The organism is Parvibaculum sedimenti, assembly GCF_009184905.1.
GTDB lineage: Bacteria > Pseudomonadota > Alphaproteobacteria > Parvibaculales > Parvibaculaceae > Parvibaculum > Parvibaculum sedimenti.
In genome coordinates, this window is the sequence record NZ_WESC01000005.1 from 211,449 (window position 1) to 228,485 (window position 17,037).

Annotated in this window: 16 protein-coding genes and 1 tRNA gene; 10 read left to right on the forward strand and 7 right to left on the reverse strand. The window is 60.7% G+C overall.

What is annotated here, in order from left to right; all coding sequences use genetic code 11:
- Window positions 1-415: 415 nt before the first annotated feature.
- Window positions 416-491: transfer RNA gene (locus F2P47_RS07310), tRNA-Glu, on the forward strand.
- A gap of 443 nt (window positions 492-934) precedes the next feature.
- Window positions 935-1,657: an outer membrane protein gene (locus tag F2P47_RS07315; RefSeq protein WP_185680997.1), complete on the forward strand. Its 723-nt coding sequence runs from the start codon at window positions 935-937 to the stop codon at window positions 1,655-1,657.
- Between the two features lie 125 nt (window positions 1,658-1,782).
- On the opposite strand, the gene F2P47_RS18035 is transcribed toward F2P47_RS07315, so the two are convergent.
- Both F2P47_RS18035 and F2P47_RS07325 read right to left on the reverse strand, forming a co-directional pair.
- Complete coding sequence (locus tag F2P47_RS18035; RefSeq protein ID WP_152215688.1) at window positions 1,783-3,186, reverse strand: DUF5666 domain-containing protein; 1,404 nt, start codon at window positions 3,184-3,186, stop codon at window positions 1,783-1,785.
- The gene (locus tag F2P47_RS07325) at window positions 3,173-3,991 is read right to left on the reverse strand and encodes a DUF6502 family protein (protein WP_204886565.1); all 819 of its coding nucleotides are present in this window, start codon (window positions 3,989-3,991) and stop codon (window positions 3,173-3,175) included. The genes F2P47_RS18035 and F2P47_RS07325 overlap by 14 nt, the downstream gene beginning before the upstream one ends.
- 215 nt (window positions 3,992-4,206) lie before the next feature.
- On the opposite strand from F2P47_RS07325, the gene F2P47_RS07330 reads away from it, so the two are divergent.
- The 3 genes from F2P47_RS07330 to corA all read left to right on the forward strand — a co-directional run bounded on the left by F2P47_RS07330 (window position 4,207) and on the right by corA (window position 6,733).
- Entirely contained in the window at window positions 4,207-4,977 is a 771-nt protein-coding gene (locus F2P47_RS07330; protein ID WP_152215689.1) for a transporter family protein, read from the forward strand.
- Window positions 4,978-5,006: 29 nt separating this feature from the next.
- A complete protein-coding gene (locus tag F2P47_RS17660; protein ID WP_185680998.1) occupies window positions 5,007-5,435 on the forward strand; it encodes a hypothetical protein in 429 nt (142 codons plus the stop codon).
- Window positions 5,436-5,728: 293 nt separating this feature from the next.
- Window positions 5,729-6,733 carry a magnesium/cobalt transporter CorA gene (gene corA, locus F2P47_RS07335; protein ID WP_185680999.1) on the forward strand — a complete coding sequence of 335 codons (1,005 nt, stop codon included), beginning with the start codon at window positions 5,729-5,731 and terminating at the stop codon, window positions 6,731-6,733.
- Between the two features lie 6 nt (window positions 6,734-6,739).
- Here corA and glsA read toward each other — a convergent pair whose 3' ends face one another.
- On the reverse strand, window positions 6,740-7,726 hold the full coding sequence (gene glsA / locus F2P47_RS07340) for a glutaminase A (RefSeq protein WP_152215691.1): 987 nt from the start codon (window positions 7,724-7,726) through the stop codon (window positions 6,740-6,742).
- Between the two features lie 250 nt (window positions 7,727-7,976).
- Here glsA and F2P47_RS07345 point away from each other — a divergent pair, with 250 nt between their 5' ends.
- Both F2P47_RS07345 and F2P47_RS07350 read left to right on the forward strand, forming a co-directional pair.
- Complete coding sequence (locus F2P47_RS07345; RefSeq protein WP_152215692.1) at window positions 7,977-9,398, forward strand: MBOAT family O-acyltransferase; 1,422 nt, start codon at window positions 7,977-7,979, stop codon at window positions 9,396-9,398.
- A 3-nt stretch (window positions 9,399-9,401) separates the two neighbouring features.
- On the forward strand, window positions 9,402-10,514 hold the full coding sequence (locus F2P47_RS07350) for an alginate O-acetyltransferase AlgX-related protein (protein WP_152215693.1): 1,113 nt from the start codon (window positions 9,402-9,404) through the stop codon (window positions 10,512-10,514).
- A 3-nt stretch (window positions 10,515-10,517) separates the two neighbouring features.
- Here the strand turns inward: F2P47_RS07350 and F2P47_RS07355 are convergent, their stop codons facing one another.
- The 3 genes from F2P47_RS07355 to cysQ all read right to left on the reverse strand — a co-directional run bounded on the left by F2P47_RS07355 (window position 10,518) and on the right by cysQ (window position 13,337).
- Entirely contained in the window at window positions 10,518-11,381 is an 864-nt protein-coding gene (locus tag F2P47_RS07355; protein WP_152215694.1) for a hypothetical protein, read from the reverse strand.
- A gap of 130 nt (window positions 11,382-11,511) precedes the next feature.
- A complete protein-coding gene (locus F2P47_RS07360; protein ID WP_152215695.1) occupies window positions 11,512-12,144 on the reverse strand; it encodes a DUF1134 domain-containing protein in 633 nt (210 codons plus the stop codon).
- 383 nt (window positions 12,145-12,527) lie between these two features.
- The gene (cysQ, locus tag F2P47_RS07365; protein ID WP_152215696.1) at window positions 12,528-13,337 is read right to left on the reverse strand and encodes a 3'(2'),5'-bisphosphate nucleotidase CysQ; all 810 of its coding nucleotides are present in this window, start codon (window positions 13,335-13,337) and stop codon (window positions 12,528-12,530) included.
- A 103-nt stretch (window positions 13,338-13,440) separates the two neighbouring features.
- Between cysQ and chpT the strand changes: the two genes are divergently transcribed.
- Entirely contained in the window at window positions 13,441-14,094 is a 654-nt protein-coding gene (gene chpT, locus F2P47_RS07370) for a histidine phosphotransferase ChpT (RefSeq protein ID WP_152215697.1), read from the forward strand.
- A 77-nt stretch (window positions 14,095-14,171) separates the two neighbouring features.
- On the opposite strand, the gene ctrA is transcribed toward chpT, so the two are convergent.
- The gene (gene ctrA / locus F2P47_RS07375; RefSeq protein ID WP_152215698.1) at window positions 14,172-14,879 is read right to left on the reverse strand and encodes a response regulator transcription factor CtrA; all 708 of its coding nucleotides are present in this window, start codon (window positions 14,877-14,879) and stop codon (window positions 14,172-14,174) included.
- Window positions 14,880-15,229: 350 nt separating this feature from the next.
- Here ctrA and fliI point away from each other — a divergent pair, with 350 nt between their 5' ends.
- Both fliI and F2P47_RS07385 read left to right on the forward strand, forming a co-directional pair.
- Complete coding sequence (gene fliI / locus F2P47_RS07380; RefSeq protein ID WP_152215699.1) at window positions 15,230-16,564, forward strand: flagellar protein export ATPase FliI; 1,335 nt, start codon at window positions 15,230-15,232, stop codon at window positions 16,562-16,564.
- On the forward strand, window positions 16,564-16,974 hold the full coding sequence (locus F2P47_RS07385; RefSeq protein WP_152215700.1) for a flagellar FliJ family protein: 411 nt from the start codon (window positions 16,564-16,566) through the stop codon (window positions 16,972-16,974). Before fliI ends, F2P47_RS07385 begins: the two co-directional genes overlap by 1 nt.
- Window positions 16,975-17,037 lie beyond the last annotated feature (63 nt).

The following is a 17,037-nucleotide window of genomic DNA, read 5'->3' on the forward strand; positions in this document are numbered from 1 at the left end:
CGGCAACTACTGAAAGCCTTCGATCGGGGAGGAGATCGATCGAACTTTCGTAGGTCTTGTATCGCGCCTTCATGACAAAATGTCAAAGCTAAAAATGGTGCGATGCAAAATGCTCCCCGTGCTGAGTGGTGCCGGGGTATACTTGATAAGTCATTGTTATTAAATGGGTTAACGCCGTTATTTGAAAATAGGACTAATACACCTACTTAAAATCTGCGCCCGTTTGCCGCAGTTCATAAATGAAAATATTGATTTCAGCGACCAGCGGACGACCGCTTGCAACGTGCCCGCAGAGACGATTTGCCACCGGCGTCCGCCGTTCCGCCTGGCCGCCTCGCTTCCCTGCCTGCCATGTAGCCGATTGGGCTTGATCGTCACGCGCAACCGTCCTATACGGAGCGCCCGAACTGGTCACGTCCCCATCGTCTAGTGGCCCAGGACGTCGCCCTCTCACGGCGAAAACAGGGGTTCGACTCCCCTTGGGGATACCAATCCGCCGCTAAGGCGTTGATTGGCCAGCCATTCGGCATAACTCCTTATGCGGAATATCTGTGTTGCGGCTGAGGCACAGTTTTGGCTTTTCACAGTGCCAATACCCGAGAAAAACAATTCATTTAGCAAGGTTGGAAAGCGGACGCGGTTGTGGTCGGCGTCGTGAGGTTTTGCACTACCCGCTTGTCCAGCGGATGCCGCAGAAACGGGGCCACAAGCATCGGAATTTGGGCCTATTCCCGTGCCCCTCACCGTCTGTCGGCGGTGCGAGTATTACTCAATCAATACTGAGCCACTCATTGGTAAAACGTTTCAAAGTCACACCATTTTACTGTGTATAAGTTTCAGAATGAACCAATTAACCAGCGTTAATTGGCTTGAAATGCCCATAGATTGAGGTGAGCTTTTAAATAGAAATTCACGGTTGATGGAGGGTCGATCGATGCGGAAGGTTCTCGCGGCGGTGGGGTTGATGGGTTCGCTCGTCATGGGTGCGCCGTCCTATGCAGCTGAACTCGGACAGATCAGCGGTCCCGGCGCAACACACATGTGGGGCGGCTTTTATGTCGGCGTGAACGCCGGATATGGCTGGGGTTCCAGCGAGTGGCCGCAATTGGACAAGAATTACAGCGATGACGGCTGGCTCGCGGGTGCGACGGGCGGCTTCAATATCGACAGCGGAGACTGGATCTTCGGATTCGAGATGGATTACGACTGGACTGGTATGAGCGGTAGCCAGACGGGCTATCCGTTTTATGAGAGCCCCCGTTACTACGACCAAAGGCATGTCAGCACAGACCTGGAAACGCTGGGCACGGCCAGAGTTCGCGCGGGATATGATGTTGGCGATGCGACCAATCCCCTGTTGCTCTATGTGACGGGCGGCTTGGCCTTCGGCAATGTGAAAGCTTCCCTGCACGAAACCTATTGCGATGGGGAAACCTGCAGCACTTACGGCGGCAGTGACAGGAAGGTCCAGTTTGGCTGGGCCTATGGTGCGGGCGCCGAATATGCATTCGACGACAGCTGGTCGGCAAAGCTCGAGTATCTCCGCGTCGATCTGCGCGACCACACATACTCAATTCCGAACGTCGACCAACCGCCGCTCGACGTATCGGTAGGGCCGATCGATATCGTGCGCGTGGGCTTGAACTATCACTTCTAATCGCGGTCGATTTCCAGAACGTCATTCCGGCCCCGGTGGAGACACCGGGGCCGTTTTGCTTTGGTAGCGGCGAGCCGGCGATGACGAACCGTACAGCGATCAGGCTCGCGAACTGGGGACGGCGACTAGGGACTGGGTTCCGGGGTTTCTATTTCCGGCGGCGCCACCTCGGGGGCTTCTATTTCCGGTGTCGAAATGTCGGGGGTAGATACCTCAGGTGTCGAAACGTCGGGCGTGGCGACATCGGGGGTAGAGATCTCCGGTGAGGCGACATCGGGGCTTTCAACCTCCGGCTGCTCCACTTCCGGGTGCTCCGCCTCCGGTTGAATGGCTTCCGGCTGTTCGCCCTCTTGGGTAGATTCGGTGCCCTGACCGCCTTCGCCGGAATTCTGGTTTTCGTTGCCCTTTCCATTTTCGCCGCGCTTCTGTTCGGGCTCGACCGTATTTGGATATTCGATGCCGTTGATACGGATCACGCCCGGCTGCGCGACGGTGCCGATAACGACCACCGCCTTGTCGGTGGCGACAGGGATGTGCCCTACCGCACCGCCTTCGATCAATGCGGTGACGCCGTTCGCGGTGATAGCCGATGCACCCGTCGAAGCGGGGGAATAGAAGCCCAGCATCTCTACGCGGGTGCCCTTTTGGCCCAGATCTAGTGCCGTGGGGCGGATCGACTCCGCCTTCAGCCCCTGCGGTGTGTAGACGCCCTCGACGCGGACCAGTGTTCCGGGTTCGATCGGTGAGGGGGCGGACGCTGGACTAATATTCATTGTCGCACCGGCGATCTGAAGTCTGGCCTGCAACCGGTCCCACGCCGAGACGGTGCCTTCGAGGACGAAGTGCTGGACGGCCGGCGCCGCGCTAGCCCCCGCCACGCGGTCGAGGCGCTGCGCCATCCAGATACCATCGGCACGTTGCAGGGCACTGACAGCGACCAGGTCGCCGGTCTTGACGTCAGCGAGAGACAGCGCTTTGTCCTTCTCATCACTGATGCGAATGCCTGGGGCGGCAAAAACCCTCTGTCCAAGGATCGTTAGTTGCGAGCCGTTGGCATTGACCGTCTCGATGCGACCGACGAGCGCATGATGGATGTCGATTGAGGCGGCCGATCCGCTGCGAGCGGTCTCTCCGGCCACTCCGTGAACGAGCACGATCTCGCCTAGCTGGAGGCTTGCACGCGTAGCGGGGACGCCGTCGACCCGAATCATCGTATTGGGCTGGATCGCATATTCGCGTCCGTTGACAAAGATGCTTCCGAAAGCCTGGATCGCGCCATAACCGGTAATTCCGGTGCCACCGATTCCGCCACCTTCGCCATTGCTGATGCCGGTGCCGCCAATGCCGCCACCGGGCCGGTCGCTGATGCCCGTGCCGCCAATGCCGCCGCTCTCGGCGCCGTTTATGCCGGTGCCGCCAACGCCGCTTCCGCTATTGGTGGTTCCGCTCTCCGCCGCCGTTATCGTGATGCCGAAGAAGATGAAAGCCGCGACGTAGAGCGCGTACGCGCCGATTCTAATTTTCGTCATCACTATCTGCTTCGTAGTAGAAGACGCCGAGACGCATGCGCTTGCGGGGCCCGGGCTTGGTTTCCGTACCAATGGTATTTGCGCCCATGAGGCGTTGATTGGCGTTCTTCAGAAGGTCTTCAGCAAGCTTCAGGATTTCCGGCCGCGCGTCGTCGAGTTGTTCCTGCGAGATTGTGTCGTGATAGAGCGCGCGCTCCAGCATGGGGTCGTCGGGCGACGACAGATTGTGAAGTGCACTGCGCAAATGGTCGCCCACATTGGCCGCCAGGAACAGCATCTTTTCCTTGGGTTGAGGGCTGACATAGGCAGTTCGCACAAGTCGAACTTTGTCATCGGAATCTTTCTCGACCGCGCCGACACGGATGAGGTCGTCCAGTACGGCCTTGGCCCGCATGTCCGCACGTGCGGCCTGAACCAGAGTCTCGAAGCTCGCAATGCCGTCCGGTGCCCGCAGCGGCAATATACGAGGGGAACCCTGCTCGAGATATTCCACTGAGGAAAGCCAGGTTGCTATGACGCGCGCGCCGGCGTGCCTGCCGGCGAATTGATCTTCAGCGCTCTCGCCCGCTTCCAGTTCCTCGCGAAGCCGCTTGACCTCTTTGCGGTGAATGCCGGTCAGGAGACTGATATGGCTGTCAGTAGGTTCTCCGACGGATACCTCCCGCAGCTGCCTTTCGGCCTCGGCGACATAGACGACCTTTAACAAGTCGCGCAATGCCACGTAGTCCCAGCCGCGCCTGATCAGATACCCGACCAAGGGTCTGAGAAGTCGGACAAGCGTCGTTTTCAGCGCGGGGTCGATCATTCGGTCCTGTGCGGTCTGGCGCGCATTTTACTTTTTTTAACGCCATCGGCATATTTTTATTGATTGTGGGAAAAAATCCCACGAAATTGTGTGTGGTCGTTATATGCCGTTAAAAAAAGAAGATAAATATCAAAATTATTGAGGGAATAACTCCCTCTTACTCCAAAAAGGCGCTGCCTCCCGGGAGGCGCCAGGGCGAAAGGCAAGAGATAAAGATGAGACGCAGTTTGATGGGTCTGACACTCGCGGCGGCCATGTTCACGGGTGCGGCCGCGCTAGCGGCTGATGGTGGAACGGTGAGCATAGGCGCTCAGCCATCCTATTTTGAGGGCGATTATGGCACGGGGAACACGGTCAAGATGACCTATGTCCCCGTTTTCCTCAAGTATGCGATCGACGATGCGACCTTCAAGATCACGGTTCCCTATATTGCCGTGCGAAGCAGCGGCGTGCTCGTCTCCGGCGGCACTGTCATCGGCACCTCGTCTGGCCACGGATCGCATAGCGGGCTTGGCGATATCTGGCTTGAGGGCAAGTACAAGCTTCATACGGCAGACGGCGTCATCCCCAATCTCGTGCCCTATGCCAAGGTCAAGCTTCCGACGGCTTCCAAGAGCGAGGGGCTCGGCACCGGCAAGGCTGACTACGAACTCGGCAGCGGCTTTGAGTGGGCAGTCGACAAGACCGTGTTTCCCTTTGCGAAGGCTGGCTACCGATTTGTAGGCAAGCCGTCGAACCGCAATCTTCGCAATGTTCTTACGTATGAAGCTGGAAGCACCTTCGTCGTCGCTCCCGAGAACTATCTCACACTTATGTATTCCGGCCATCAGGCGATCCAGCGCGGGTTCTCGTCCGCATCGGATGTACTCGCCGCGTGGGACTTCAATGTCGCGGAGGGAGTTGGCCTTCAGTTTTACGGCGACAAGGGGCTTAGCCATGGCAGCCCCGATTACGGCCTCGGCCTTGGTGCAACCGTGAAGTTCTAAACACGATCCACTATCAGCAGGAGTCAAACATGAAGAAGCAGATTTTCGTCTGGGCGACCTTGTCGCTCGCATTTTTCGCTACGCCGACGCTCGCGGCGGACGCGGCCACGAATGACGACTCAATTGTGGTCTCCGGGAGCCCCGATGCTTCCGGAACGGGTCAGGTCAAGGCCGACGACGCCGAAGACTTGAATGATCAGGCGACCAAAACCGACGGCAACGTGATCGCTATTGCGGATGTGCAGAGTGTTGGTGCGCCGGAAGCGGCGGAGGCTCCCGAGGCGGCGGAGGTTCCCGAGGCGGCGGAGGCTCCCGAGGCGGCGGAGATTCCCGAGGCGGCAGAAGTTCCAAGCGTCGAAACCCCGGAGGTGTCGACGCCCGACGTTTCGACGCCTGAGGTCGAAGCGCCTGAGGTGACCACGCCCGAAGTCGAGACGCCTGACGTCAGCGGCAGGTAAGTATCGACTGCTTTATCGCGCCCCCGCCCTCAATATCGGCGGGGGCGTTTTTATGACCTGCGTTTTCATGGTTCTGGCAGCGGCCTGCTGCCGGCGCAACATCGTTCTCCCCCGTCTAAATAACTGATCTATATAGTTCTTAAATACTCCGAGGAATATGTTGGGCGCCGTTTTCTGCTTGGGCCGAGCCGCGACATTGCGGAGGATTCGTGCAGCCCGGCGGCAGTCTCGTCCCGCATTGCGCCCTCGCTGATGCTATCGTGACGCGCGAGAATCGGCAGAGGTGGATGGTCATGGACTTTGAGTCGCTCACCAATGAATACGGCCACCCCATGGTGGTCGCCTGCGGGCTTTATCGCGACGGGAAGCGCGTAGCCGATCTGAAGCTCGCCGAGGCGAAGCTCTCGGAGACGGGGGATGCCGGTTTTCTCTGGATCGGGCTTCATGAGCCCTGCGAAGACATACTTCAGCATATTCAGCGCGAGTTCGGCCTGCATCATCTGGCGATTGAGGATGCGCACCGCGCCCATCAGCGTCCGAAGATCGACGTTTATGACGATGCAATATTCGTCGTCGTGCGGACGGCCCAGCTGCAGGGTGCGGAGATCGTCTATGGCGAGACGCATATCTTCGTCGGCAAGGGTTATGTGATTACCGTGCGCCACGGTGCGTCGAGTTCCTATGCGGAGGTACGCCAGCGCTGCGAGCGCGAGCCGCGCATGTTGGCGCATGGCGAGGATTATGTGCTCTACGCGCTGCTCGATTTCGTGGCCGATCACTATTTTCCGGTGATCGACCAGATCGTCGAGGAGGTAAACGAGATCGAGGGCCACATCGTCGCGCATAGTTTCACGACACCGGAGATCGACCGGATCTATGAGCTGCGGCGCGAATTGACCACCTTCCGCCGCCGCGTGACGCCGATGCTCGAACTTTGCAACCGGCTCGAGCGCTACGATCTGCCAATGATCGACCGCGAAATACATCCCTATTATCGGGACGTTTACGACCACGTCACACAGGTGAACGAGTCGATCGATAGCCTGCGGGAATCGCTTCTCGCGGCATATGAAGCCGCAGTGATGATTTCATCGTCCAGCCAGAACGAGGTGACGAAGAAGCTCGCGGGCTGGGCCGCCATCCTTGCCATTCCGACCGCCATCGCCGGCATCTACGGCATGAACTTCGAAGACATGCCCGAGCTGAAATGGGCCTATGGCTATTTCGTCGTGCTGGGCGGAATGGTGGCCATATGCGGCTATCTCTACTACCGCTTCCGCAAGGCAGGCTGGATATGATCCGCGTCAGACGATGAGCGTGCTGACGAAGGACGACCCCATATTCGTGCAGTCGAAGGCGTGGAGGCCCAGTTCGTCGGCAAGCGTTTCGAAGCTTGCGATGCCGCGGACGGAGTTGCCCTTCACGTCGAGGCGGGGCGAATAGGTCGCGATGCCGAGCTGGCGGTTTACAACGCCGAGAATGCCACCTGCGACGCCACTTTTTGCAGGTACGCCGATGTCATAAGCCCAGTGGCCGGCATAATCGTACATTCCGCAGGTGAACATGACGGCCTGCGTATTGCGCACCGCGCGAAGCTCGAACGCTTCGGCGCCTGTCGCGGGATTCTCACCCATATTGGCGAGGGTCGCGCCCATGCGGGCAAGATCGCTCGCGGTGACGCTGATCGAACATTGGCGATAATAGAGATCGAGCGCTTCGTCCGGCGAGACCGTCAGCGCCCCGTTAGCAAGCAGCAGATAGGCGATCGCCCTGTTGCGGTGGCCGGTTTCGCTCTCGGAGCGATAGACCGCGTCGTCGAGCGTGAGGCGCCGTCCGGCTGCGGCCGACAGGCGGTCCATCACGAAGTCGAAGGCGCCGCTACCGAGTTCTTCACATAGAAGTCCGGCGATCGTGATCGCGCCGGCATTGACCATCGGATTGTAGGGCCGGTTTGTGGCGGGGTTGAAAAAGATCGCGTTGAAGGCGTCGCCGCTCGGCTCGACCCCGACGCGCGCGAGCACGGCGCTGTGGCCGGCGACTTCAAGCGCCAGACAGAAGGTGAAGGCCTTCGAGATGGATTGAATGGTGAAGGGAGCTTCAGCATCGCCCGCCGTGTAGAGCTTGCCGCCGATCGTGGCCATGGCCAGGCCGAAGTGCTCCGGAGACGCCTTGCTCAGTTCGGGGATATAGCTTGCGACCTCGCCCGCGTGATTGTCGCAGTGCATGAGCCGGACGCTTTCGAGCAATGTCTCGAATTCGTGGGGTTGGTCCGGGCGGCTTTCTAGCGCCATTTTCTGCACGGCTCCCTCGTGCGGCCCTTAAAATGGGCAGATGCCTAAACGGAGTGCTGTTCTTGCTCTGCTTGCGGCCAAGATGCTCGTAAAGCGGGCTGGCAATTCCGCTCCAGCCTTGCATCGCAAGGAGTGCGCCAATCGGATGGGCATTTGTGGGGGCGTCCGCGCGGGCGCGGCGACCCGAATTTGACATTGATCCGAAAAGACACGACCGTCACCGGCTGCGCCGCCTTTCGCACAAGAAATCATGGTTTTTTCGTCGGTCCCGTTCCTCTTCTACTTCCTGCCGCTTTTCATTCCGCTCTATTTCCTGCCGCAAACCACGCGCAGCCGGAACGCGGTTCTGCTGGCTTTTTCGGTGGTCTTCTACGCCTGGGGCGAGCCGTGGTTCGTGCTCGTCATGCTGGCCTCCATCGTCTTCAACTGGCGTGCCGCGCTTGTCATCGAGCGGACGGGGCCGGGGCGGCGGCGTTGGGCGACGGGGGCGGCGGTCACGGCCAATCTGCTGCTGCTCGGCGTCTTCAAATATGCCGATTTCGTGGTGTCAAACCTCGATCAGGTTCTGGCCCTGTTCGGCAAGTCGGTGCCCGTGCCCGAGATCGGCCTGCCGCTCGGCATTTCATTCTTCAGCTTTCATTCGATTTCCTATCTCGTCGATGTGCATCGCGGCAGCGCGAAGGCGGCGCGGCGTCTCGGCAATATCGCGCTCTATATCTCGATGTTTCCGCAGCTCGTGGCCGGTCCCATCATCCGCTACAAGACGGTTGCCCGGCAGATCGACAAGCGGCGCACGACATGGGGGCGGGCGGGCGTCGGCGCGCGCATCTTCGTCATCGGCCTTGCCCAAAAGGTGCTGATCGCCGACGAGGTGGCGCGGATCGCGGACGCGGCATTCGATCAGGTGGTGCGGCCCACCCTGGTTGAGGCCTGGCTCGGACTTTCGGCCTATACGATCCAGATCTATTTCGACTTCGCGGGTTATTCCAATATGGCGATCGGCTTTGCCGTGGCCTTTGGCTTCACCTTCCCGCGCAATTTCCGCCTGCCCTATACATCGCGCTCCATTACCGAGTTCTGGCGGCGCTGGCATATGAGCCTGTCGACCTGGTTTCGCGACTATCTCTACATTCCTCTCGGCGGCAATCGTGGCTCGGCTTTCGCCACCTATCGCAACCTCGTGACGATCTTCCTGCTCTGCGGGCTTTGGCATGGCGCGAGCTGGAACTTCGTCATCTGGGGCGCCTATCACGGCGCGCTGCTCGTCATCGAGCGGGCAGGCTTTGGGCAGGTTTTGAAACGGATGCCCGACAAGTTCGCCTGGGCCTATGCGCTCATCGCCGCGATGTTCGGCTGGGTGTGGTTCCGCGCCGTCGATCTGCCGCATGCGTTGAACATGTTCGCCGGTCTCTTCGGACTGCATGGGGCCGGGCCCATGGATGTGCGCGTTCATCTCGCACTTTATCCGACGACCGTGGCGGCGCTGATGGTGGGCGTGGCGCTCGCGCTTCTGCCGCGCTCCAACGGAACGCCGCCGCGGCAGAATGCGCTTGCGCTTTGGTGGCGGACGAAGAGCGTTCCCGACCTCGCCTTCATGAGCGCGGTGATTGTCCTGTCGGTTCTGTCGGTGACCAGCGGCACCTACAGCCCCTTCCTTTATTTCCGGTTCTGAACCATGGGGTTGATCTCAAGACATCGTCGCATCTGGCTTCTTCTGGCCTTGCCCTTCCTCTTCATGCCTGCGCTCGCCAATATTTTCGGCATTGCGCGCCCGACCGAAGAGGATGCGCCGATCCATACGCCGCAAAGCACGGCCGAGTGGCTGTCTTTGCCGCGCGCGGTCGATGCCTGGCTCAACGGCAATTTCGGCTTTCGCGCGGCGATGCTGCGCGGCAATTCACAATTGCGCTTCGCGCTGCACTCGCCGACGACGTCGCGTGCGGCCTATGGCGAGAATGGCTGGCTCTACCTAACCGACGATGCGGTCTTCCAGCAGTCGATGGGGCTTCGCATGCGCGTGCCGCTGGTGACGCAACTCGCCGATATTGCCGGTCGATTGCAGGCGGAACTTGGGATGCGTGGCGCGCGCGTCGTCGTGGCCGTGCCGCCGAATTCCCAGAGTATCAAGCGGGAGACGCTGCCGCGCTGGGCGAGAGTGGACGGCGTTCGCACGGAATATGATGTGCTCCGCGATGCGCTGGCCGAACGGAAGATCGCCTTCGCCGATCTCCGCACGCTGCTCCGCGAGGAAGAAACGAGAGCAGAGGTCTACCTCAAGACCGATACGCATTGGAACAATCACGGCGCGCTCGTCGCTTTCAACGAAGTGATGAGGGCGGCCGGGCGCGCCGGCTGGACGGTTGATCCGTCGCGCGTCGAAACGGGCATGGAGGACGTGAAGGAAAACGGGCTGGCGCGCATGATCGGGCTCGAAGGCGTTCTATTCGACCGACAACCCGTGATCGATCTCACCTCCTATGCGCCGACGCCCTACAGGATCGAGAACCTCGCCGATCGCACGGAGCAGCCGACCTATGTCGCGACCAGCGAGGGCAATGCGGGCGGCCCGACCGTGATGGTCATTGGCGACTCCTTCACGCGCTACTATTTCCGTGAATTTCTGATGCTGAAAGCGTCGCGTCTCATCTGGACGCATCACGACCAATGCGCCTTCGACTGGGCGTTGGTCGAACGCTACAAGCCGGATCTTCTGATCCTCGCCCCGACGGAACGCTATGGGCTTTGCGCGCCGGGGCGCGCTCCCAGAAACGAGCCGGCATTGCGTTAGAAGCTAGGAGGTGACGCCCGCTTCGAGCGCCTTGATGCGCTCGGCAAGGATCATTTCGCCCGGCAGGCCATCCTCGTCGCCATCGTCGAAATCGGTTGGCGCGACAGGTTCGAATGTCGAGGAGAGAGACGCCTTGATAGCGCTGAGTTCTTCAAAGCCCGCACCCAGTTCATCGGCGGGGAAGGGCGTAAGTTTTGAGGTCGGCTGCGCTTCAGTCGTGACCTGCCCGGTCGCTGGCTCCCGTGTCAGCTCCGGCGTCGGGGCGCTGATGGCGGCCTGAAGCACGGGTGCTTCCGCGACATGTGCGAAGGCCTCATTCATTTCATAGACAAGCCGTGCCGCCTTTTCGCCAAGCGACTTCAATTGTTGTTCCAGATGGGACTGGCGATCGACCTCGGCTGTGGCTGCCTGTTCGAGCTCTGCAACACGCTGGCGCAACGCATCCGCATGGGCGTGCAGGTTCGCAAGCTCCTGCGACTGACGATCGGCCTGCGCGCGCGCGGCCTCATGTTGCGTCTGAAGCACGGCAATGTCCCGGCGCAGCGTCTCCGCCTCATGGGCGGAGGTTTTGCGCTGTGCTTCTGCCGCTTCCGCGGCGACGACTGCTGCCTGTTCAAGTTCTGCATTGCGATCCGCGAAGGCGGAATTGCCCGAGGCGAGCTCGGCGATCTTGGCCTCGAGCGCCGCAATCCGGGCGGCGGAGGCGGCTACCTCCTCATGCGCGCGTTCGTCCGCGCCTTTGAGTTCCTGCGTCACGCGCACCGTCGTGACCGCCACGGCCCGGCGCCGGACGAGCTGGATCGCGATGATCGCAAAGAGCGTTGCGGTCAAAAACCCGAGCGCAATCAGCATGAGGCTTTCAGCCATGGGTTCCTCTCAGGCGGCGAACGACGGGGCGGGCAGGCGAGTGGCTGGCAGGACGGAAAAAGCCTGCCAGAAAAGAAAATCGGGTTCTACCGTTGAAACACACAGAGCCGGATGTTTGGCCCTTGGTGCGTCAGAACGGCAACCATTCACGGCTCTTCGTGTATTTCAGATAGCCGACCGAGGCACCGAGGCGCAGGCCGACGCCGGAGCGCATGGGCGCGAGAATGACATTGCCGCGCTGCTGATAGTTCACGCCGATTCCGCCCACCAGATAGGCGCTGCCTTCGACGCCCGGAAAGCGCTGATAGATCGTCTGTTTATTGGGCAGGTTATAGACGAGGGTAAAGACCTTCACGGCATTGCCGCCAAAATCCCAGCCTGCGCTCGGCCCCTGCCAGAAGACGCGGGCCTTGTCGCCGCGCTTCGTGAACAACGTTCCGGAGCCATAGCGAAGACCAACGACAATGGCGCCGCTCGCCTCCTCGCCTTTGATGTAACCGTTGGGCTCGCCATATTTCTTGAAGACGCTGTGCACAGCGTCCGCCATGCCCTGAGCCGCGCCGCCAAAGACGTCGCCCGCCTCATGGACGATTTCCTGCTCACTATAGGTATCGTTGGAATGGCTGCGGACAGCAGGGGCTTCCTGGTTCGCTTCGGCGGCCTGGGCGGGGAGTACGGCGGTGCCTGCCGAGATCAGAAGGGCAAGGCCCGTGGCGAGGGCGGCTCTGCGGTGCTTGCGCGGAAAGGTTTCGGTCGTCGTCATCGTCTCTGGCTCCTTTGCGCGCGGGCGGCGCTTGCCGGTCGACGCCCGGCTGATTCTCTTTGCCGGAGTTTAGCTGACACAAGGGGGCAGGATCGTGGCGCTTTGGATCAATAATCAGGAAAATAATATATCGCGGGACAGAGGGCGAGCGCCGGGCCGCATTTCCGTGCCGTTTCGACCCGAAAAAGGGACTTTTCTGCTGGCACAGTGATTGCTCTTACAAGGGCACAGCGTTGCCGCCGCCGATTGCTTGGCAGGCGGGGCCGGCGCGGGCACCGAGGGTCGGGGGGGCCTTATCGGAGCAGCGCCGGTCGCTCGTTACAGTCCGTGGCCTCGACAGCACATCGGATGCGGCGCTCCCTTCGGGGAGCGCCGTTTTCTTTTCAAGCGCCACCGCGAGCGAGGAAATAGGGGTTGTCGAGCCCACGCTCGGTCTTGCCATAAAGAAGCGGTGCGCCGTCAAGCAGGGTGACTGCGCCGCCCGCTGCCGCAAGCACGGCATGTCCGGCTGCCGTGTCCCATTCCATGGTGCGGCCATGGCGCGGATAGAGATCGGCCTCGCCCGCCGCGATCATGCAGAATTTGAGTGAGGAACCGGCGACGAGAAATTCCTTCACCTGATAGAGGTTGAGATATTCCTCGGTCTTTTGGTCGCGATGCGTGCGGCTGACGATGACGACAAGGCCGTCGGCCGCAGGCTGCCGCACGGCAATGCGGTGCGGCGGGGAAGATCCAGCGATTGGGTCATTCGTGTACGGAGAGACGGCTTGTTCGTAGGCCTCGCCCGGTCCGAAGGCGTAGAAGAGCCGGTCCCTGGCGGGCGCATAGACGACGCCAGCAACGGGCGTTCGATCTTCGATGAGGGCGATGTTGACTGTGAATTCGCCATTCCTGCGCAGGAATTCCTTCGTGCCGTCGAGCGGATCGACGAGAAAGAAGCGCCGCCCGATGGCAGGAACATGTCCTGCCGCGGCCTGTTCTTCCGCGACCACGGGGACATCGGGCGCGATGCGGGCGAGGCCCGCGAGGATGATGCGCTCGGCATCGTGATCGGCGATGGTGACGGGGCTCTTGTCCTCCTTGACCATCGCTTCGACGGTGGATTCGTAATGCGCCATGATGGCGGCGCCTGCTTCCACGGCGAGCCGCCGCAGCTCGTTCACCAGCACCACAAGATCACGTTGGTCGTTCATCACATCGTCCTTGAAGGGCGCCGGAGCGCGCCCGGGGCTGGAATCCTGTCGAGCTGAATGGTATCAGCATTATGGGGCTGAAAAGTGAGCGGGGCGAATAGTCATGAGTGAAGCAGGCGATGTGTCGGCGCTTGAACTGGGGGCGCTGCTTTGCAGCCGCGTCTGCCATGACGTGATCAGCCCGGTCGGCGCGATCACCAACGGGCTCGAGGTTCTGGCCGACGATGACGATCCCGAGATGCGGGTTCACGCCATGGAGCTCATCACCAAAAGTGCGGCGCAGGCATCCGCCAAGCTGCAATTCGCGCGTCTTGCCTTCGGCGCGGCGGGTTCCGCAGGCGCGCAGCTCGATCTTGGCGATGCGAAGGCCGTGGCCGAAGGTCTGATGAAGAGCGAGAAGGCCTCGCTCACATGGGAAGCGCCACATGCCACCATCGGCAAGGACTATGTGAAGCTGCTGCTCAACATGCTTCTGATCGGCATTTCCTCGATCCCGCGCGGTGGAGAAATATCGGTCGTGGTCGCAAGCGATCTCACCAGGCCGCATCTCACCGTGCGGACGAAGGGGCAGGCGGCCCGCATCCCCGACGAGACCGCAAGGTTCCTTGATGGCCGCGATCTCGATGCTTTTCTCGACGCCCGCGCGGTCCAACCCTATTTCACCGGTCTCGTTGCGCGCTCGTTAGGCATGCGGCTCGAAGCCCGGATGGAAGGTGAGGACTTCGTGATCGAGACGCAGCTCGCGGAAGCAGGCTGAGGCCTGCTGCAAGGCACAAAAGAAAAGGGCGCCTCGCGAGGCGCCCTTTGATCGTTTGAAACGCGCTCGGCGCTCGATCAGGCCGTGGCCTGGACCGGCATGGCGCCTTCCGCGGGATCGCGCAGCACATAGCCGCGACCCCACACGGTTTCGATGTAATGGTCGCCGCCCGTGGACGCCGCGAGCTTCTTACGGAGCTTGCAGATGAACACGTCGATGATCTTGAGTTCCGGCTCGTCCATGCCGCCATAGAGATGATTGAGGAACATCTCCTTGGTGAGGGTCGTGCCCTTGCGGAGCGAGAGCAGCTCCAGCATCTGGTATTCCTTGCCGGTCAGATGGACGCGGCTGCCGTCGACTTCCACAGTCTTGGTGTCGAGGTTGACGGTGAGCTTGCCTGTATTGATGACAGACTGGGAATGGCCCTTGGACCGGCGCACCACCGCATGGATGCGGGCGACGAGCTCGTCCTTATGGAAGGGCTTGGTCATGTAGTCGTCGGCGCCGAAGCCAAGACCGCGAACCTTGTTCTCGATGCCGGCGAGGCCCGAGAGAATGAGGATCGGAGTCGTCACCTTGCCCAGGCGCAACGCCTTCAGAACCTCATATCCGCTCATATCCGGCAGGTTAAGGTCGAGAAGGATGATGTCGTAGTCGTAAAGCTTACCGAGGTCGACCCCCTCTTCGCCGAGGTCGGTCGTATACACATTAAAACCGTCAGACTTGAGCATCAGCTCAATGCTCTGCGCGGTCGCACTGTCGTCTTCGATCAGCAGAACTCGCATGGTCCCCCTCTTCGCAGCGGAAGTGTGCCCTCCGCCACTGCAGCCCAAAAATAAATCCACAAGTAGGACGATAACCTGATTTGGTTAATAAAGGTTAACCGGAGTGAAAAAATTTCAGAAAAATTCACAGGTCCGGTTAGGTCTTCGTTCAGCACGTTTTTTGAGGCGTAAACGGACGGGGAAAACCGGAGCGCCGCCCGCAGAAGGCGAGGCCGGTTGTAGAAACCGGTGAGCGCACTTTCCACCAGCCAAGGTTTACGCCGTCTTAAAGTCTTGCCTCCATGATGGACGGATCATGTCGGGAGAAATCGCTTCTCCCATGCGGACCAGAATGCGGGAGCCTTAAAGACGTGCGGGCTTTGTTGGCGGAAATCGGCGCAGTCGCCGAAGTCAAACATTATGGACGGGTCGTCAGCATTCAGGGGCTGATGGTCGAAGTCGCCGGCCCGCTCCATGCCATGGGCGTGGGTAGCCGTTTGAGCATTTCGAGCCGCACTGGCGCAGATATAGAGTGCGAAGTCGTCGGCTTCCGCGATGGCAAGGCGCTTTGCCTTCCCTTCGGCCAGCTTTCGGGCATCGGCGTCGGCTGCAAGGCGGTGGTCGACGCGGAGGAGCCGCATGTCTATCCGTCGAGTGCCTGGCTCGGCCGTGTCGTCAACGCCATGGGAGAGCCGATCGACGGCAAGGGCCCGCTGCCGCAGGGCCCCGAGCCCTATCCCTTCCGCAATGCGCCGCCGCCTGCCAATCTTCGCCAGCGCGTGCGCGGCAAGATCGATCTCGGCGTCCGCGCCATGAATACATTCCTGTCTGTCTGCCGCGGCCAGCGCATGGGTATCTTCGCGGGCTCCGGCGTCGGCAAGTCGGTGCTTCTCTCCATGCTCGCCCGTAACACGTCGAGCGATGTCGCCGTCATCGGCCTCATCGGCGAACGCGGTCGCGAGGTGCAGGAATTCCTTGAAGACGACCTTGGGCCGGAAGGCCTCGCGCGCTCGGTAGTCGTCGTCGCAACTTCGGATGAGGCAGCGTTGATGCGCCGTCAGGCCGCATATCTCACGTTGAGCATCGCCGAATATTTCCGCGATCAGGACAAAGACGTGCTTTGCATGATGGATAGCGTGACGCGCTTTGCCATGGCGCAGCGCGAGATCGGCCTTTCGGCAGGCGAACCGCCGACGAGCAAGGGCTATACGCCGACCGTCTTCGCGGAACTGCCGAAGCTTCTGGAGCGCGCAGGGCCCGGCGTCGGCAAGGGCAGCATCTCTGCCATCTTCACCGTTCTCGTCGATGGCGACGATCACAACGAGCCGGTCGCGGACGCCGTGCGCGGCATTCTCGACGGCCATATCGTGATGGAGCGCTCGATCGCCGAGCGCGGTCGCTATCCGGCCATCAATATTCTGAAGTCGATCTCGCGCACCATGCCCGGTTGCAATACGGATGAAGAGAATGTGCTCATCCGCCGCGCCCGCGTGCTGATGTCGACCTATGACGACATGGAAGAGCTGATCCGCCTCGGCGCCTATCGCCCCGGCTCCGATCCGCTCGTCGACGAAGCGATCTTCTACCAACCGGCGCTCGACGCTTTCCTCGGTCAGAGGAAGAATGAGGCGACGGATCTCGCGACGGGCTACGCGATGCTTGAAAATATTCTCAGCCAGAAGCCGACGCCGAGGGAGGCTGACTGATGCGCAATCGCGAGTCGCTCATCCGGCTTCACCGCTTCCAGGTGGACGAGAAGCGCCGTCAGGTCGCCGAACTCGAGCTGATGCTTCAGGAATTCCGCGTCCGCGAGCGCGAGCTCGAGGCACAGGTGCTGATCGAACAGGAGAAGGCGGGCATTTCGGATGTGGCCCATTTCGCCTATCCGATGTTCGCCAAATCGGTTATCCGCCGCCGCCAGAACATCCTCAATTCGATCGAGGACATCGAGCGTCAGCTCGAAGCCGCCAAGGAAGAACTCGGCGGCGCCTTCCGTGAACTCAAGAAATACGAGATCGTGGAGGACAACCGAAAGCGCCGCCAGCGCAGGGAAGCGGTTCGGATCGAACAGATCGAACTCGATGAGATCGCGCTGGGCATCCACCGCCGTCAGTAAAGCGCCCGTTCTCTCTTCCAACCCGCGCAGGCTCAGCTAGAATGACCGCCCTCCTCCAAAAAA

What these genes read in the sequence shown, in the direction of transcription:
- F2P47_RS07315 (WP_185680997.1), top strand. Translation starts at nt 935, where the DNA reads ATGCGGAAGGTTCTCGCGGCGGTGGGGTTGATGGGTTCGCTCGTCATG.
- F2P47_RS18035 (WP_152215688.1), bottom strand. Translation starts at nt 3,186, where the DNA reads ATGACGAAAATTAGAATCGGCGCGTACGCGCTCTACGTCGCGGCTTTC.
- F2P47_RS07325 (WP_204886565.1), bottom strand. Translation starts at nt 3,991, where the DNA reads ATGATCGACCCCGCGCTGAAAACGACGCTTGTCCGACTTCTCAGACCC.
- F2P47_RS07330 (WP_152215689.1), top strand. Translation starts at nt 4,207, where the DNA reads ATGAGACGCAGTTTGATGGGTCTGACACTCGCGGCGGCCATGTTCACG.
- F2P47_RS17660 (WP_185680998.1), top strand. Translation starts at nt 5,007, where the DNA reads ATGAAGAAGCAGATTTTCGTCTGGGCGACCTTGTCGCTCGCATTTTTC.
- corA (WP_185680999.1), top strand. Translation starts at nt 5,729, where the DNA reads ATGGACTTTGAGTCGCTCACCAATGAATACGGCCACCCCATGGTGGTC.
- glsA (WP_152215691.1), bottom strand. Translation starts at nt 7,726, where the DNA reads ATGGCGCTAGAAAGCCGCCCGGACCAACCCCACGAATTCGAGACATTG.
- F2P47_RS07345 (WP_152215692.1), top strand. Translation starts at nt 7,977, where the DNA reads ATGGTTTTTTCGTCGGTCCCGTTCCTCTTCTACTTCCTGCCGCTTTTC.
- F2P47_RS07350 (WP_152215693.1), top strand. Translation starts at nt 9,402, where the DNA reads ATGGGGTTGATCTCAAGACATCGTCGCATCTGGCTTCTTCTGGCCTTG.
- F2P47_RS07355 (WP_152215694.1), bottom strand. Translation starts at nt 11,381, where the DNA reads ATGGCTGAAAGCCTCATGCTGATTGCGCTCGGGTTTTTGACCGCAACG.
- F2P47_RS07360 (WP_152215695.1), bottom strand. Translation starts at nt 12,144, where the DNA reads ATGACGACGACCGAAACCTTTCCGCGCAAGCACCGCAGAGCCGCCCTC.
- cysQ (WP_152215696.1), bottom strand. Translation starts at nt 13,337, where the DNA reads ATGAACGACCAACGTGATCTTGTGGTGCTGGTGAACGAGCTGCGGCGG.
- chpT (WP_152215697.1), top strand. Translation starts at nt 13,441, where the DNA reads ATGAGTGAAGCAGGCGATGTGTCGGCGCTTGAACTGGGGGCGCTGCTT.
- ctrA (WP_152215698.1), bottom strand. Translation starts at nt 14,879, where the DNA reads ATGCGAGTTCTGCTGATCGAAGACGACAGTGCGACCGCGCAGAGCATT.
- F2P47_RS07385 (WP_152215700.1), top strand. Translation starts at nt 16,564, where the DNA reads ATGCGCAATCGCGAGTCGCTCATCCGGCTTCACCGCTTCCAGGTGGAC.